The 16748-nt window shown below is 39.7% G+C and carries 13 protein-coding genes; 4 read left to right on the top strand and 9 right to left on the bottom strand.

All coding sequences use genetic code 11. The annotated features are described in order from the left end of the window. Positions 1 to 19 precede the first annotated feature (19 nt). The 6 genes from D1164_RS05550 to D1164_RS05525 form a co-directional block, all read right to left on the bottom strand. Entirely contained in the window at positions 20 to 2425 is a 2406-nt protein-coding gene (locus D1164_RS05550; RefSeq protein ID WP_119348957.1) for an ABC transporter permease, read from the bottom strand. Between the two features lie 44 nt (positions 2426 to 2469). Continuing rightward, positions 2470 to 2688, bottom strand: a complete 219-nt coding sequence (locus D1164_RS05545) for a hypothetical protein (RefSeq protein WP_119348956.1) — start codon at positions 2686 to 2688, stop codon at positions 2470 to 2472. Next, positions 2681 to 5029: an ABC transporter permease gene (locus D1164_RS05540; RefSeq protein ID WP_172594349.1), complete on the bottom strand. Its 2349-nt coding sequence runs from the start codon at positions 5027 to 5029 to the stop codon at positions 2681 to 2683. The genes D1164_RS05545 and D1164_RS05540 overlap by 8 nt, the downstream gene beginning before the upstream one ends. A 307-nt stretch (positions 5030 to 5336) precedes the next feature. Further along, a complete protein-coding gene (locus tag D1164_RS05535) occupies positions 5337 to 6032 on the bottom strand; it encodes an ABC transporter ATP-binding protein (protein ID WP_119348954.1) in 696 nt (231 codons plus the stop codon). Positions 6033 to 6314: 282 nt separating this feature from the next. Then, on the bottom strand, positions 6315 to 7565 hold the full coding sequence (locus D1164_RS05530; RefSeq protein ID WP_119349054.1) for an efflux RND transporter periplasmic adaptor subunit: 1251 nt from the start codon (positions 7563 to 7565) through the stop codon (positions 6315 to 6317). 134 nt (positions 7566 to 7699) lie between these two features. After that, complete coding sequence (locus D1164_RS05525) at positions 7700 to 9052, bottom strand: TolC family protein (protein WP_172594348.1); 1353 nt, start codon at positions 9050 to 9052, stop codon at positions 7700 to 7702. A gap of 322 nt (positions 9053 to 9374) precedes the next feature. On the opposite strand from D1164_RS05525, the gene tnpA reads away from it, so the two are divergent. From tnpA to D1164_RS05510, 3 genes are all read left to right on the top strand, one after another. Continuing rightward, positions 9375 to 9821, top strand: a complete 447-nt coding sequence (gene tnpA, locus D1164_RS05520) for an IS200/IS605 family transposase (RefSeq protein WP_119349053.1) — start codon at positions 9375 to 9377, stop codon at positions 9819 to 9821. Positions 9822 to 10003: 182 nt separating this feature from the next. Continuing rightward, positions 10004 to 11368, top strand: a complete 1365-nt coding sequence (locus D1164_RS05515) for a sigma-54-dependent transcriptional regulator (protein WP_119348952.1) — start codon at positions 10004 to 10006, stop codon at positions 11366 to 11368. Between the two features lie 2 nt (positions 11369 to 11370). Further along, positions 11371 to 12711, top strand: coding sequence for a sensor histidine kinase (locus tag D1164_RS05510; RefSeq protein ID WP_119348951.1), 1341 nt, complete (start codon positions 11371 to 11373; stop codon positions 12709 to 12711). Here the strand turns inward: D1164_RS05510 and D1164_RS05505 are convergent. From D1164_RS05505 to D1164_RS05495, 3 genes are read right to left on the bottom strand one after another with little or no spacing between them, the layout of a single operon-like run. Further along, a complete protein-coding gene (locus D1164_RS05505; RefSeq protein ID WP_119348950.1) occupies positions 12708 to 13340 on the bottom strand; it encodes a DUF3267 domain-containing protein in 633 nt (210 codons plus the stop codon). The genes D1164_RS05510 and D1164_RS05505 overlap by 4 nt on opposite strands. Positions 13341 to 13342: 2 nt before the next feature. Further along, a complete protein-coding gene (locus D1164_RS05500) occupies positions 13343 to 14785 on the bottom strand; it encodes an oligosaccharide flippase family protein (protein ID WP_172594347.1) in 1443 nt (480 codons plus the stop codon). A gap of 11 nt (positions 14786 to 14796) precedes the next feature. After that, the gene (locus tag D1164_RS05495) at positions 14797 to 15546 is read right to left on the bottom strand and encodes an FkbM family methyltransferase (protein ID WP_119348948.1); all 750 of its coding nucleotides are present in this window, start codon (positions 15544 to 15546) and stop codon (positions 14797 to 14799) included. A gap of 58 nt (positions 15547 to 15604) precedes the next feature. On the opposite strand from D1164_RS05495, the gene D1164_RS05490 reads away from it, so the two are divergent. Beyond that, positions 15605 to 16729, top strand: a complete 1125-nt coding sequence (locus D1164_RS05490; RefSeq protein WP_119348947.1) for a glycosyltransferase family 4 protein — start codon at positions 15605 to 15607, stop codon at positions 16727 to 16729. Positions 16730 to 16748: the final 19 nt, after the last annotated feature.

Below are 16748 nucleotides of genomic sequence, written 5' to 3'. Positions count from 1 at the left end.
TTACAGTCACCACAGGCGGTTACTCATACCGCAACGCCTCCATCGGGTTCCGCGTAGCTGCCCGCCAGCTTTGCCAGCTTACCGTTAGTAATGCAATTGCCAGCGCCAATACTCCCGACAGGGCAAAAATCCACCAGCTTAAACTGGTTTTGTAAGCAAAATTTTCGAGCCATTTATTCATGGCATAGTACGCAATGGGAGTAGCAATAACAAAAGCAATCACTACCCTTTTTACAAAGTCTTTGTTAAGCATCGATAATATTTCAGTAATCCTGGCTCCGTTGACTTTCCGTACACCTATTTCTTTCACCCTGTTGCCAATGGTAAATTTTGCCAACGCATACAGGCCAATACTGGAAATCAGAATAATCAGCAATGAAAAAGTAGTAACCAGGCGACTAAAAAGACGATACTTACTGTATTGCGACGCATAATATTGATCATTAAAACTAAAATCGAAGGGCTGCGAAGAACAATTTTTTTCCCAGGCATTTGTGCATAAATGGATAATTTTACTCTCCAGTGTTGGGCTGTATTTTATGGAAATATAATTGCCATATTCAAAAAAATGATACATGGTTGGCTGGACAGGCTCTTCCAGCGAATGATGATTAAAGTCTTCCACCACCCCAACAATCAGGCGTTTTTGACCACTGTATTCCCTTAATATCAGCTCCTGGTTGATGCTTTCCGAGGGCGTTTCAAATCCAAACATCTCGGCAGCCTTTCTGTTGATTAATACCGATTGAGGCGGATTTGCACCTTTCGCATAAAAATTTCTGCCTGCCAGTATTGGTATTTGATAGATGTCGAAATAATTTTCATTTATATCAATAAAACTGCACTTTATTCCTTTGCCAGGATCTTCGCCAATCGGATGAATCCCGCCGATAACATTTGAAAAATTAGCTCCGGGAACCGATGATGAAGTTGATACATTCAATATCCCCGGAATCTGATTTATTTCATTCATGAATGCTTTTTGCGATTGCACAAATGAATCTTCACTGGTTAAGGCTTTTATCGTAATAATATTCCCTAAATCCATTTCGTTCTGCTTTTCGTCCAAAAAATTTATCTGCTTTATTATCAAGGTTGTTGTAATGATAAATACAATTGAAACAACAAACTGAAAAACGACAAATGCATTTCGCAATGAAAATGATTTACCGTAAATATTTCCCTTTCTTGTTTTAACAAGTTGTTTTGTATCGGCTAATGTAAATGCAGAAATAATACCTGATACTATTGAAATAGCATAGCTGACCAAAATAATTACAAGCCACTTACTCATACTTAAATCATATATTTTAAAATCATACAAATGACTAAAAGACGGGGTTAGTATTTTTACAAAAAAAGTGGCGCTTGCCAAGGCTATTGTATTTAAAAGAATACCGTCCATAACAGAATCAAAAACCTGCAGCCCTTTTGTTCCTCCAAGTACTTTTTTAATATGAATAGATAAAAGTTGCTTTTTGGTTTGCGACGCCGCTATGTTAATATAATTTACCCAGCCTATCAAAAGAATAAAAATGGCGATTAAACTTAAGGTATAAATGGATGACGCATTGCTCCTCCGGCCAATTTCATGCCTGAGGTCTGAATTGAGATGTATTTGCTCTATTGGTTGAAGCGTAAATTCGCGGGTCATTTCATCGTTGAACAAATGGTATTTTTTCACCACATCTTTAAGTTGCTGTTCAACCGAGTCCGGGTTTGCATCCGGATTCAGTTTCACAAATGTGTTAAATGAATTCCAGCCCCAATTATTAATAGCATCGCTGTTATGATTTTCCAACGTTGGATACGACAGAAGACAATCAAAATTCAGGTACGAATTTTCCGGCCAGTTTTCAATCACCCCGGTAATAGTAAACTCGTCAAATCCCTCACTGCTGTTGCAGGAAAAATGCTCGCCCAACACATTTTCAGTTCCAAAATATTTCAGGCCAAACGATTTGGTAACAACAGCGGTACGGGCCTGACTCAAAATCCCTTCTCTTTTTCCGGCTACAAAACCGGACGAAAAAAGATCAAAAAAGGAATCATCTGCATAGAACAGATTGTTGTGTGGGTAATTTGAGCGTTCGCTCCCTTTTATAACTGTAATTACGCTGTTGGAAAGTGGTTTCACTCTTGTAAAATCAGTTATATCGCTAATTTCTGCGTGCAACGTAGGGCCTGTTGCCGGCGGACAACCAGCACTTTCGTCAACAAGATTTTTGTAAATTCTGGTATTTTGTACCCTGTAGATATCCTTGTAATCAGGGTGGAATTTATCAAAACTTAGTTCAAAGGATGTAACATGAAAAATTACAATAAATACCATTAATGCAATGGTTAATCCAACCAGGTTAACCAGATTTTTTTGTTCCGGTTTGAAAATCTTCCTGAATTTATATTTAATCAAAGTCTTGAACATACTTTCTTTTTTAGTTATTTACACCTTACTGTTTTCATTCATAATTATTTCATTTCTGAAACCTCATCATTCATACCTGAGCGCCTCCACAGGATTCCGCGTAGCCGCCCGCTTGCCAGCTCACATTTCACCCCTAAATCCCCTGAAAGGGGACTTTTGAGCAAGTATTTCAAAATACTTTTGTTCATTTTATTATCATTCGTAGCTTTTTCAGGTTCTCCCTTCAGGGAGTCAGAGGGTGAAAAAGCAGATTGTTTATTCATATCGCAGCGCTTCAACCGGATTTCTCGTAGCTGCTTTCCATGATTGAAACGAAACCGTTAATAATGCAATCCCCAAAGCCAGCACTCCGGCCAATGCAAATATCCACCAGCTCAAAGTGGTTTTGTAGGCAAAGTTTTCGAGCCATTTATTCATGGCGTAGTACGCAATGGGAGCAGCGATAACAAAAGCAATCACTACCCATTTTATGAAATCTTTATTGAGCATAGTAAGTATTTCGGAAACTTTGGCGCCGTTAACTTTGCGGATGCCGATTTCTTTAACTTTTCGGTTAGCGATAAACGAAACCAAACCGAATAATCCGAAGCATGCAATCAGAATTGAAATGAATGAAAACAATCCAACCATTTTACCCAAACGAACTTCTGCCTTATATTGATTATCAAAGGAACGGTCAAGAAATTCATAATCAAGTACTGATTTCATGTTAAATTGTTTCCACTTTTCTTCTATCAGTTTAACCACAGAAACAGCACTTTGTGGTTGTATCCGAACAGCCAGATAATCATGCTGAGCTTCTTTTCGGATAATAAATGGCAGGATTTCTTCCTTGAACGATTTAATATTAAAATCTTCAACGATACCGATAATATTATACTGTTTCCTATAATTGAAATCGTATATAACTTTATCCTGAATATCCCTCCAACCAAGCATTTCAGCAGCTTTTCTATTTACTAAGGCATTATTGTTTTCATTGCCTCTTTCTTCTGTAAAAAAACTACCTTCTGCAATTTCTATTTTTAATGTTTTCTCAAAATCTTCATCAACAAAAATCCTGTTAAGTATTACTTTTTCATTAGAGTTGGGTACTTGAAACATGTTGGAAGCATCGTCAAACATTGACGGTAAAGCGGATGTGTATGATGCGCTAAGGACATCAGGCGATTTTAATAATTCGTCTTTAAAAATTAATCTTTTGTCCTTCAATTGACGGGAATTTTTAACTATCAGAACATTTTCTTTATTGAACCCGGGATTCTGGCTTCGTAGAAAAAGCAATTGTTTTTTTACCAAAATAGTACTGCAAACCAAAACTATAAATACTATAAATTGAAAAGCTACCAGACCGTTCCGCATATACAATTTTGCCCCCCGGTTTAACAAATTTCCTTTTAACGATACAACCGGATTGAATTTGGAAATAATAATTGCCGGATAAATACCAGCCATTGCGGTTATTACAACAGGTATTAACAAAATTGTTAAAATGGAATAGGTATTGTAAAAATATTGATATTCGATATCGATATCTGTAAACTGATTTAAAACAGAAAGACCGAAAAACAATATCACCAGGGCAGAAATAAGTGCGATACTACATTGTAAAAAGGTCTCTGATAGAATTTGTACAATTAACTTGTTTTTAGATGAACCAATTACTTTTTTTATGCCTATTTCTTTGGCTCTTAACGAAGAGAAGGCCGTACTTAAATTAATAAAATTTAAACAAGCAATTATCAGAATAAACAAAGCAATTATTGCAAGGATGACCAGGTGCTGTTTGTTCCCGTATTTATGAATTTGGTCTGAAAAAACCGGGTCCAGATAAATTTCGTTAAGCGGCTGTAATCGATGGTCGAAATAGTTTCCATCCCTTGCAAACTGTGCTAAAGACAAATTCAAATTTTTTAGCATTCCATTTACATAATCGTTTGGAAAATCGTTGTACTTCTTTTTAAAAGAAGAAATGTTGGTATTTTCATTCAATAACAGGTAGGTATATAAACTGGCAAAATTTCCCCAATCGCTCATCCTCTTTAATCTTTCGTTGGGGATTGATTTGAATGATGCCAGAAACTTAAATTGTAAATGCGAGTTGGCAGGTATATTTTCTAATATGCCGGTTACCCTGAAACTGTTTTGCAATTCTTTAACTTTAATAATTTTCCCAATGGGATTTTCAATTCCGAATAACTGTTTCGAATAATTTTCAGTCAGAATAATTGTGTTAGGTTCAGTTAATACCGTGTTTTTATCTCCGCTTAAAAGGTTGAAGTCAAATATTTGGAAGAAATTACCTTCAGCATACCAAAAAATATTTTCATAAAAACATTTATTCTCTATTTCGAGATTTACTTTCTCGTCGTAAAAAAGCCGTGTTGCTGCTTCAACCTCAGGTAAATCGTTTAATGCTGTTTCGGCTAGTGGTATTTGTGAATTAGTAAGCTTTTCAACGGTATTTCCAAATTTCACATCGGCAACGCATCTGTATATCCTCTCTGATTTTGTATGAAACCTATCGAAACCGGATTGATGAAATATGTACGTAAAAATGTACAAAATGGCAGCGATCCCCAGTGTCAGGCTCACAATATTCAAGACTGACTGTTTGAAATTCTTAATTATATTTCGAAATACGATTTTTATTAGCTGACACATAACCTTCTCATTTTTAACATGTAATTTTACTCACATCTCAGCGCCTCCACAGGATTTCTTGTTGCCCCTCTCCGGCATTGCCAACTCGCAGTTCACCCCTAAATCCCCTGAAAGGGGACTTTCTTGCCTGTTTTTCAAAATACTTTTGTTCATTTTATTATTATATTATTTGCGGCCAAGCCTTCAAGGTTTCAGAAACCTTGAAGGTCTAAAATCCCCTTCCCCGGGGGGACAGGGAGAGGCTTCTCTACAGTATCTCTGCTATCCTTTCGTTTACATTCTCCGTAAGAACCTCGCCGTCGAACAGGTTAATGACCCGGTGCGCAAAACCGGCATCGTGCAGCGAGTGGGTTACCATAATAATAGTGGTTCCTTCGCGGTTCAGTTCGGTAAGCAGGTTCATAACTTCGAGGCCGTTTTTTGAGTCGAGGTTACCAGTAGGCTCATCGGCAAGGATCAACTTTGGATTGGCAACAACAGCCCTTGCAATGGCCACGCGCTGCTGTTGCCCCCCTGACAGCTGCTGGGGAAAATGTTTTTTGCGGTGCCCTATTTTCATACGTTCCAGTACTTTGCCCACCATCTCTTTTCGTTCGCGGACTTTCAGCTTCAAATAAATGAGCGGCAGTTCCACATTTTCGTAAACATTCAGTTCGTCAATCAGGTTAAAACTCTGAAAAACAAAACCAATGTTTCCCTTACGTAGCATCGTACGCTGCCTTTCACGCAAACCGGCTACTTCAACACCATCAAACTGATACTTCCCCTCCGTCGGGTTGTCCAGTAAACCGATAATGTTTAGCAACGTTGACTTTCCACATCCCGAAGGGCCCATTACCGCCACAAATTCGCCTTTTTGAATATGGATACTAACCTTGTTCAAGGCGGAGGTCTCTACTTCCTCTGTACGGAAAATTTTTGTCAGGTTTTCTGTTTTTATCATATTATAAAATGCTAAGAGCAAAGAGTTAAGAGCAGAGAGCAGGCGGTTAAGCAAAACTCACTAATCCAACTACATTTTGCTTTCAATTAATATTCGTTAAAACTGTTTTTCTGAAATGTGCCATAACTTTAGTTTTTTACAATGGAATGGAGCAAAGTGTAAAAAAAGCACTGCTCTAAAGTTACCCCATTGATTCATATCCTATTTTTAGTTTTCTAATTTTCTTCTGTTCCGCACACGCTCATCTTTACCCCTTGTTCCACACTCTTTCCCCTCTGCTCCTTATTGCAAAACGAGCTTGTCATTATCCCCAAATAACTCATAGCTTGAAGTTACCACTTTTTCCCCTTCTTGCAGGCCACTAATCACTTCATAATAATTTGGATTCTGCCTTCCGATCTGAATTATCCGCTTCGTGGCGGTATTTCCCGACTCATCCAGCACATAAACCCACTGCCCTCCGGTAGATTGGAAAAACCCCCCTCGTGCTATCAAAAACGAATTTTGTGGCTGACCAAGTTGCAGATTGATGTAATACGTTTGCCCGGTGCGGATGTTATCCGGCCGTTCGTCAGTAAAAACCAGGTCAATCTTAAACTGCCCTTCCCGCACTTCCGGATACACTTTTTTTACCATTAGCCCGAAAACTTTATCCTGCCGCTCGAAAGTAGCATCAAGTTCGCGGCGCACCCTGTCAATGTAATGTTCATCAATCAGCGCTTCAATTTTAAAATTGGTCAAAACATTGATCTGCCCAATGCGCTGTCCCCTGCCAATACTCTGCCCTATTTCTGCATCGAGCATTCCCAACTGGCCGTCTACCGGTGCTTTTACGTTAAGTTTATCCAGTCGTTCATACACCAGTTTCAGGATAAGTTGCATCTTTTCCAGGTCACTCTCCAGTTGTTTCATTTCAGAAACCCTGATCAACGAATCCTGTTTTGCCTTTAATTTATTAATTTTCTGCATCTCAATCGCATACTCGCAATCTTCTTTTGCTTGCAAATAGTTTTCCTGCGCAACCAATTCATCGGCATACAACGCTTTCTGTTGTTCATAGTTCCTTTTTTTCCGGAGAATGTCGAAATGGGAATTAAGCAGATGCCTTTTCGATTCTATCTGCTGCGTCTCAAAACTTATTCGGGTTTGCCGGAGCATATTTTGTTTCTGGGCCAGGCTCGATTCGCTGTTCATAATGTCCTGGTACAACATGCTGTTTTCGAGTTTCAGAATAACATCGCCCTTTTCAACCATGGTTCCCTCTTCAATCAACCGTTCCTCTACCCGTCCTCCTTCTTCGGCATCAAGGTAAATAGTAGTAATAGGTTGCACATTCCCAATTACCCGAATGTAGTCATTAAACTGCCCGTACTTCACTTCATCGATGGTCAGTTTGTCCTTTTCCACTTTGAGAGTAGACGTGCCTGAAGCAAATATAATTTGCAAAATAAGGGCAACAAACAACCCGCCCGCCAGGATGTAGAACACATGTTTCTTGCGTAAACCCTTTTTCTTTTCTATTGCTTTATCCATTCCCATTTTCGTTGTTTTTAAGTTTTTACGTTACATGAACCCGATGTATAAAGGGAAAAGCAACCTATTACTGAAAACATATATAATCATTAAAACCTATTTTTTATAAAGCGATTACAAATCGCTTCACCCAATCACTCCGTTACATTTTTAAATACCGGTTTTCCCATGTAAAAGTCGATGGTTTTTCGTTTTACAAGGTATTCCATTTTTGTACGCAACAATTCTCCCAAAGCATTCGAGAGCAGGTTCTTACTGGTATAAAAGTCAATAACATTGAACAGCCCCTGTTCTTTTTTCTTTTGTGCCACTTCATACGCCAGCCAGTTCGATTCCGTTTGTTTTTTTGCCTGAAGGTATTCTGCTGAAACAGCCGATAGCTCCTGGCAATAAGATTCTATCTCGTAATACAATTGATTTTTGAAGTTCTCCAACTCCACTTTTTCTTTCTCCAACTCCAACTTATTAATCTTGATCGCCGATCGGCTGTTCCACCGACTAAATATGGGGATGGAAAGCGAAAGACTTATCGACTGTGAAGCATTGTTTTTTATCTGATCCCTGAATGAAATGGTATTCCCCTGGTCATCGGTACGGGTTTCGTGAAAACCGGTATAGTACCCTCCTGAAAGCGAAAGCGATGGGTAAAGTGAGCCCTTTGCAATGGAAAGCGATCTTTCAACAGCCATCAGTTGCTGATGTTTTGCTTTTAACGACGGAAGGTGTTCCAGGGCCATCGAATACACCGTGTCTGCATTCTCAAAAACTGTCGCTTCAATAAAATCGATATCGCTGATTTGTTTTAGCTCCAGTTCTTCACTTGCCGGGAAATTCATCGTCCTTTTTAATTCCAGAATTGAAGCCTTCAAATTATTTTGCGTCCTGATTACCAGCAGCTCTTCATCAGCCAGCCTGGCCTCAATTTCCAGAATATCCGTTTTGGCGCTAATGCCAACTTCCGCCTGCTTTTCTATTTTTTCGAGGTTCATCTCCGAAAGCGCTTTTTGTTCCTTTACAATATCCAGTAGCCCTTTATAGTACAATGAATTATGAAATGCATTCATTACCCCAAACGCAATATCTATTTTCACGACCTTTTCATTTTCAATACCGGCCAGAAGCATAAACCGGGAATAGGCAATCTGGTTATTGCGAACAAAACCATCGAACAGGGAAATACCTCCTTGCAGGGAATAACTGTTTGATGCAAAACTGTTATAAGTCACACTGTTTGTATTGGGATCTACCGACTTACCAAAATTTATGCTGTATCCGGAACCCGCATTGATTTGAGGAAGCCTGTTTCTTTTCGACTGTTCAAAATTTTCTTTCGATGTTTTCGTCGTAATTCTCTGTGATTCAATTTCAAGATTATTTTGAAGAGCATAGTTAATGCATTCGTCCAGCGTCCATTGTTTTTGTGCGAAAGACATTTCAGTGCCGAAAATGAAAAGTGTAGTTAAAAGTATGACGATCTTGATATTCATTCCCATTTTTCTTTTGAATCTCGTTTTTATACGCTAAACAAATGCCAAAAAACACAAACAATTGTCTAACAAACAATTACACACAATAAAAAGTCTTTTGATTCTGTCGCTTGTAAAAAAAATAGACAAATTGTGTAAAATTTTTTGACACAGTATTTGATTTAAGATGATTCTCTCCTACTTTTGAAATACAACAATCACAGAAAAAGGAATAAAATATCAATGAAAAATAAAAGTCGGTCGGTTTTAACCGACGGATAGAAACAGCAGAAAATAATTGGCTTTAGCCACTTTAGAAAAATTAATCAAAAACATAAAACCTATGAGTTGGGTAAAAATCTGGGTGCACCTGGTTTTTTCAACCAAATACAAAAAACCCTTTTTAAATTCATTAGAACTTAGAAAGAAAGTATTTTTTCACATTTATGAAAATGCCCGTGAAAAGGGAATCTGGCTTGATTCAGTAAATGGACACAAAGAACACCTTCACTGCCTTGTTTCACTTGGAAGAGAACAGACTATAAGCAAAATTGCCCAGTTAATTAAAGGAGAATCTTCGTTTTGGATAAATAAAAATAATTTGATTCCGCAAAAGTTTTCCTGGCAGGATGATTACTGGGCCGTAAGTGTGAGTGAAAGCCATGCTGTGGCAGTTAGAAAATATATTGATAATCAGGAGAGCCACCATCGTACAAAGTCTTTTAATGAGGAAGTGGATGAGTTTATGCAAAAATATGGTTGGAGCTATATTTCAAAGAATAATAAATGAGGCTAAAGCCAAAAGTCATTCAATGACTTTTAAGTCGTTGGCTGAAGCCAACGGCAATAGAAGAAAAAATGCATATAACAGAAATAAATGGAGCAAAAGGAGAATATTATTGCCGTCGGTTTTAACCGATAAATAAACTGAAAGCTGATTTGGCTTTAGCCACATTTTTAGAAAAATGTAAAATGACCAAAGGTAAATTACTCATAGTCGACGACAACAAAAGCATCATAAGCGCTCTGGAAATGTTGCTTCAGGATGATTTTGACGAAGTAAAAACAATCACCAACCCCAACCAGCTTCCTGCGTTGCTCGAATCTGGCCTGTATGATTTAGTACTCCTTGACATGAACTTTACGGCAGGTGTTAATACCGGCAACGAGGGATTATACTGGCTTTCACGAATCAGGGAAATACGCCCCGAAATGGAGGTGGTACTTTTTACCGCATACGGCGATGTGGAACTGGCGGTGAAAGCCCTGAAAAAGGGGGCAGCCGACTTTATTCTGAAACCTTGGGACAACGAAAAACTCAAGGCCACTCTGCGTAATGTGCTCAAACTTCAGCAGTCTAAAAAAGAGATTAAAAAACTAAAGCAAAAGGAGAGTGCATTAAAGAGCGAAATCAACCGGGAAAAACATTTTATTATTGCCCAGTCGCCGCAAATGTTACATGTACTAAACCTGGTGCGAAGGGTGGCCAAAACCGATGCCAATGTACTAATCACTGGCGACAATGGCACCGGCAAGGAACTGATTGCCCGTGAACTGCACCGCCATTCGAAACGTTCCGATGAAATAATGGTAGGCGTGGACATGGGCGCTGTTAGCGAAACACTTTTTGAAAGCGAACTTTTCGGACACAAAAAAGGAGCGTTTACCGATGCCCGCGAAGACCGCACCGGAAAAATTGAAAACGCAAATGGCGGCACACTTTTTCTTGATGAAATCGGGAACCTCCCATTACACCTCCAACCCAAACTTTTATCGGTTTTGCAAAACAGGGAGGTCACGCCTATTGGAAGTAACAAGCCAGTCCCTGTGGACATCCGGTTGATTTGTGCCACCAACCGCAACGTAACCGAAATGGTTGCAGCCGGAACTTTCCGGGAGGATTTGTTATACCGAATCAATACCATCCAAATCGAAATTCCACCGCTTCGGGAACGAAAAAAAGACATTGAAGCCATTGCCGAATATTTTCTGAAAATATACTGCAACAAATACCGAAAGCCGTGCTCTGTAATTTCCGAAGCAGGCTGGTCTAAACTGATAGACTACCGCTGGCCCGGCAATGTACGGGAATTGCAACACACCATTGAAAAAGCAGTGATTCTTTCAGACAAAAAGGAGTTGACTCCCGACGATTTCTTTTTTAACCGGACACCCCATGGAATGAGTGATATTTTTGACGGCACCATCGGGGAAATGGAAGAAAAAATGATTGTGAGGGCATTGCAAAAAAACGGACAGAATTTATCAGCGGCCGCAGAGAAACTTGGAATAACACGCCAAACGCTTTACAATAAAATGAAAAAATTCAACCTGTAAAAATGGGAAGCAAAAACCTTTACCTGAATATTATTCTCAGATGCTGCCTCCTCGCAGTTTCTGCTCTATTAGCAGGTTGGATATTTTTCGACCGGGAGATACCTGCTTTGGGCATTTTTCTGGCTGTAATATTTGTTTTCCAGGTAACAGAACTTATTCGTTACCTGAACCGGACAAACCGCCAAATCGCTTTCTTTTTTGATGCTGTCAGAAATGACGACTCCAGCCTTAACTTCCCGGCAAACACAGGAAATAAGTCACTAAATGAACTCAACATCAGCCTGAACAAGGTCAATAAATCGATTAAAAACATTAAAATTGAACTACAAAAACAGGAACAATATTTTAAAACCATACTGGAACACGTTTCCATCGGGATTATTACTTTCAACGAACAAGGCAATATTTTCTTATCAAATACTACAGCCCGCAGTTTACTAAATTGCAATCCGCTGACCCACATTAACCAGTTGCAGAGAGTAGACAAAAAATTAGGTTTTGCTATAAAAGAATTAAAACCCGGCGAAAGAAAACTGGTAAATTACAGCAGCAAAACGGGTACGATTCAACTTTCCCTAAAATCGACCCTTTTTAAAACAGCGCAGGACAAATTCCAGTTGGTTGCCATTCAGGACATTAAAAATGAAATGGAAACCAAAGAGTTGGAAAGCTGGATAAAACTCATCAGAGTGTTAACGCATGAAATTATGAACAGCGTTGCCCCCATCACTTCGCTTTCGCAAACCATTTTGGGTTATTACAAAGATGCTCACGGGGACACTCCTTCCCCAAAAATAATTGGAAACACCATTAAAGGCCTTGAAGTAATCAACGAACGAAGTACGGGACTTATCAGCTTTGTGGATACCTACCGAAAACTCACCCGCATTCCTCCTCCTGATAAAAAACCGGTGAGGCTTGAACAGCTTTTTGAAAATACAATTACGCTTGTTAATACCGACCCCAACAGCGAAAACATTACCATCAGCCTCGAATTACATCCACCTGATTTGGAAATTTTTGCCGACAAAAAACAAATTTCCCAGGTACTGATCAACCTGGTTAAAAACTCGCTGGAAGCATTAAAAAACAATCCGGAAGGAAAAGTAATCCTTAAAGGCGATATCCATGAAAACGGGCATGTCCATATTATTGTGGCAGATAACGGGCCCGGTATTCCGGAAGATTTAATGGACAAAATTTTTGTTCCGTTTTTTACAACCAAAGAATCGGGTTCGGGAATCGGACTCAGTCTTTCCCGGCAAATTATGCTGCTGCACGGAGGCAATCTGAAAATGATTTCTGACCCCGGGAAACAAACAACCGCCGTGATGGAGTTCTAAACCTTCCGGTAGAAATAACTCCGCTTTTCCTCTTTCACATCGAATGTGTAAATCCCGGAACCGGGAAACCGGTCAAAAAACGATAGCATCCCAATATCGCCGGCACAAAAGAGGCTGTGGACACTCATCACAAAAATCCAGAAATAGAATACAGGTTGGCCTAAAGTAAAAATTATACCGGTAAGTGTAATCAATTTTACTACCACAAACGGAGCAAGTGCCACCAATGCAAACTGATCCCTGTTTAACACATGGCGATCGGCCTCTGCATAAAAAATAAACTTTTTAAGGTACCCCCCAATTCGAATGCGGGGCGCACCGGTTACCTTCAAAGCCAGGGCATGCAGCAATTCATGAATGACCACCAGTAAAGTAAACGAAAAAATAACAGCTGCTATCAGGTAAAACAGGGGCTGCATATCTCCGCGAATAGCCAGCACAAGGGGCCGCGTAAAAAAGAACAACCCCACCAGACTCATAACAACCTGGTAAACCATAAACCAGCGAATCAACCGGCTTTCAGTGGTTAACTGGTCCATAACAAACTCTTTTATCCGGTGGTGCTCCAACTCGCCCACCAGCTTATATTTCCCGCTATTCCGAAGTTCTTCTATGGTTGGGTTGGCCATTTCTATTCGTAAAGAATTATTTTGTACATGTCTTTTATACTAATAAGCCTGATAAGAAAAGCAAATATTAACGAACCTGCAATCATCAGAAAATACCCGTACACCCAATTTACCATATTATGGGTAATACCCGCCAGTGCTATTACCACACCAGTAAATACCAAAAGCCGGAAAACATAAGAAATACCAGGCTTTAATTTAAAAACAGAAAGTGCCAATATGAGTTGGGCTCCACCGGTGAAAAGTTGGGTGGAAAGGCTAGCGTAAGCCGAACCGTAGGCCTGGAAACGGGGAATCAATATCAAATTCAGGGTAACATTTAGTAGCATTCCCACAAAAGCCATCAGGTTGAGTTGTTTCAGGCTGCCGTTGGCGGTAAGCAACGACCCGAAAATATATGTATTGGCGATGCCAATAAAACCAATCATCAGGATACCCAGCAAGTCTGAAGAGTAAGCGGTATTCGATTTATATAATAGCGACATGATTTCCTGGTCGTAATAAACACTTGAAACGGCAATGATGATGGCCGGAACAATCAGCAGAGTATAAGAAAGTTTTACCATCTGCCCTACGGGTTCATTCTGCTTTATCATTTTTGAAAAAATAGGCAGTAACAGCCCCGCAAAAAGAACTCCGAACATGGAAACGGCATCCAGCAACCGAAATGCCTGCGCGTAAATACCGGCCTGCTCATGCCCCACTTTTCCCGGCAACAAACGCTCCAGCATTACAGAGTCAATGCGGTTATACAAGGCCATCAACAAAAAAAGCAAGGCATATGGGTACGACTTTCGAAGGAAAACCACAAAGAATTTCAGATCAAACCGCACCTTTATTTTTCCTGCTTTGTGTAAAACGACAAGAAACGTGACAAAAGTTGTTAAAGCATATCCTATTGTTTGTGCATAAACAAACCATTGGATATTGAACCGGCCTCCCAAAACGTCGGTAAAAAGTAAAACACTGCAAATGATAATCATCAGGGTACGGTCGAGCACAGAAATGAGGCTGTCGGTACGAAACAGATGCAACGCACTAATATTGGAACGCAGGTAAAGGGTGAACGAAATAAGAAACTGGTTGAAAATAAGAAAGAACAGCAGGTGAAACTGGATTTTGTCGTACCCAATCACAGCGGCAATCGTCAGGCTAAAAGCAGCATAAACCAGTGCCAGCACCAGCTTCAACCCTACAATATTTCCCAGATGTTTGGGAAGCAAATAGTTATGTCGGGCAATGTTACGATTATTGTAACTGGTAATTCCCACATCAAGCAGCATGTTCAGGATCATCGAAAAATTGAACAGGGCAAAATAGAGTCCGTAACTTTCATCGCCTACCAGGTTTTGAACGGTTCGGTCAATGCCAAAAATCCAAAACGGTTTCACCAGCAGGTTAAGGAAAAGCAACAATATGAGGTTAGTAACAAACTTACGTCTCAAAATAATTTGAATCAATCAGTTAATGAATCCGGAATAAAAAAGAAATTGTGTTTATGATTGTTCATTTCATTAAACGCAACCAACTCTTTTTTATGAAGTATGAACGCGGAATAACCCAATTTATTTAAAAGTGAGACACAATTTTTCCGATTTTCGTTATCCCACAATTCACAATAAATTACCGGCTTATTCTTTTCAATCAACTTCTTCGCCCCTTTCAACACATAAAATTCAAAGTTTTCCACATCAATTTTCATCCCCGTAACCCGTTGCGAACTGTTAACCAGTTCCTGAAAATCATCCAGTTTTACCACCGGGACCTCAGAAATGAATCCGGAATTATTTTCCGTAATATCCTTGTGTATCACATGGCTCAAACCATGCATAGGAACGTTATTTATAACCGGCATTACCATTTTGAGGGTCGCATTTTCATCTCCCGCAGCCAGCAAATATTCCCGGACATTCTCCAGACGAAACCGTTTTTTCACCCGTCTCAAAATATCCATATTTACCTGTAAAGGTTCAAAAGAAAAAATGGTGCTTTCCGGCAGTGCACGCGACAAATGATAACTTGTAACACCAATATTTGCCCCAAGGTCGAGAACATTGCCTCCGGCGGGAAGAAGCGAAAGGAAATGGAAAAAATCCCTTTCCTTTTTATCCCAGCGTATTTTTACAATAACAAAAAGCGAAAAAATATAAAGGTATGTTTTAAAACCCAGTATTTTTTGGAGAATGTATTTTGTGAACGTCTTCATTTATTTTAGCTATACTGCAAAGATATTGTAATTTTGTTTCTATTTTCAACTGGCCAATATGAGGATTGCAGTAAATACAAGGTTACTTCTAAAGGGAAAGCTGGAAGGTATCGGATGGTTTTCATTCGAAACCCTCAGGCGCATAACCCAAAACCACCCTGAGCACCAGTTTATTTTTATTTTCGACAGGCCCTATTCGGAAGACTTCATCTTCTCAAAAAATATAATTCCTGTTGTGATTGGCCCTCCGGCAAGGCATCCCATCCTTTTCTATTTATGGTTTGAATATCAAATTCCACGGGTACTGAAAAAGTACAAAGCAGACCTTTTTTTGTCGCCTGACGGGTACCTTTCCTTAAAAACCAAAGTGCCACAACTGGCGGTAATACACGACATCAACTTTGTGCACCGCCCCAAAGACTTCCCCTGGATAATAGAAAAATACTATAACCGCTTTTTCCCGGAGTTTGCGCGGAAAGCCACACGTATTGCTACGGTTTCCAACTACTCAAAAGAAGATATTATTCGGTCTTTCAACGTCGAAAGGGACAAAATCGATGTGGTTTTTGACGGAGTAAATGAAGCCTTTCAGCCTCTTCCTCCTGAAAAACAAAACCGCATAAGACAAGAATACACCAGAGGAGCCCCTTACTTTTTATTTGTCGGAGCGCTGAATCCCCGAAAGAACGTAACTGGTTTGTTAAACGCTTTTGAAGCGTTTAAAACGGAAAAGGGAGGTACGGAAAAGCTGCTGATTGTAGGCGGACAAATGCACAAAACCGGTGAAATTTTTGAAACCTGGAAAAACATGCACTTCAAAAATGACGTTGTTTTTACAGGCCGTGTATCCACCTCCGCGCTACACTCTGTTTTCGGATCAGCCCTGGCACTTACTTTTGTACCTTTTTTCGAAGGTTTTGGCATTCCAATCGCAGAAGCGATGAGCGCCGGCATTCCGGTAATCTGTTCCAATACTACCTCAATGCCTGAGGTGGGAGGCAATGCCGCATTGTATGTCGATCCGTTCGATATAAAACAGATTACCGACGCTATGCTGAATATTTCCGGCGATCCTCTATTGAGGAAAGAATTGATTGCAAAAGGATTCGAACAAAAGAAAAAGTTCAGTTGGGATAAAACCGCCCGGCTACTTTGGGAAAGTATAGAGCGGACATTGCATTGACGAGACTATGTGATTTTGA

It is taken from the genome of Mariniphaga sediminis (genome assembly GCF_003573545.1).
In the GTDB taxonomy this organism is placed as follows: domain Bacteria; phylum Bacteroidota; class Bacteroidia; order Bacteroidales; family Prolixibacteraceae; genus Mariniphaga; species Mariniphaga sediminis.
The sequence above is the reverse complement of the archived record's forward strand: the minus strand, read 5'-3'. Positions and strand labels throughout refer to the sequence as shown.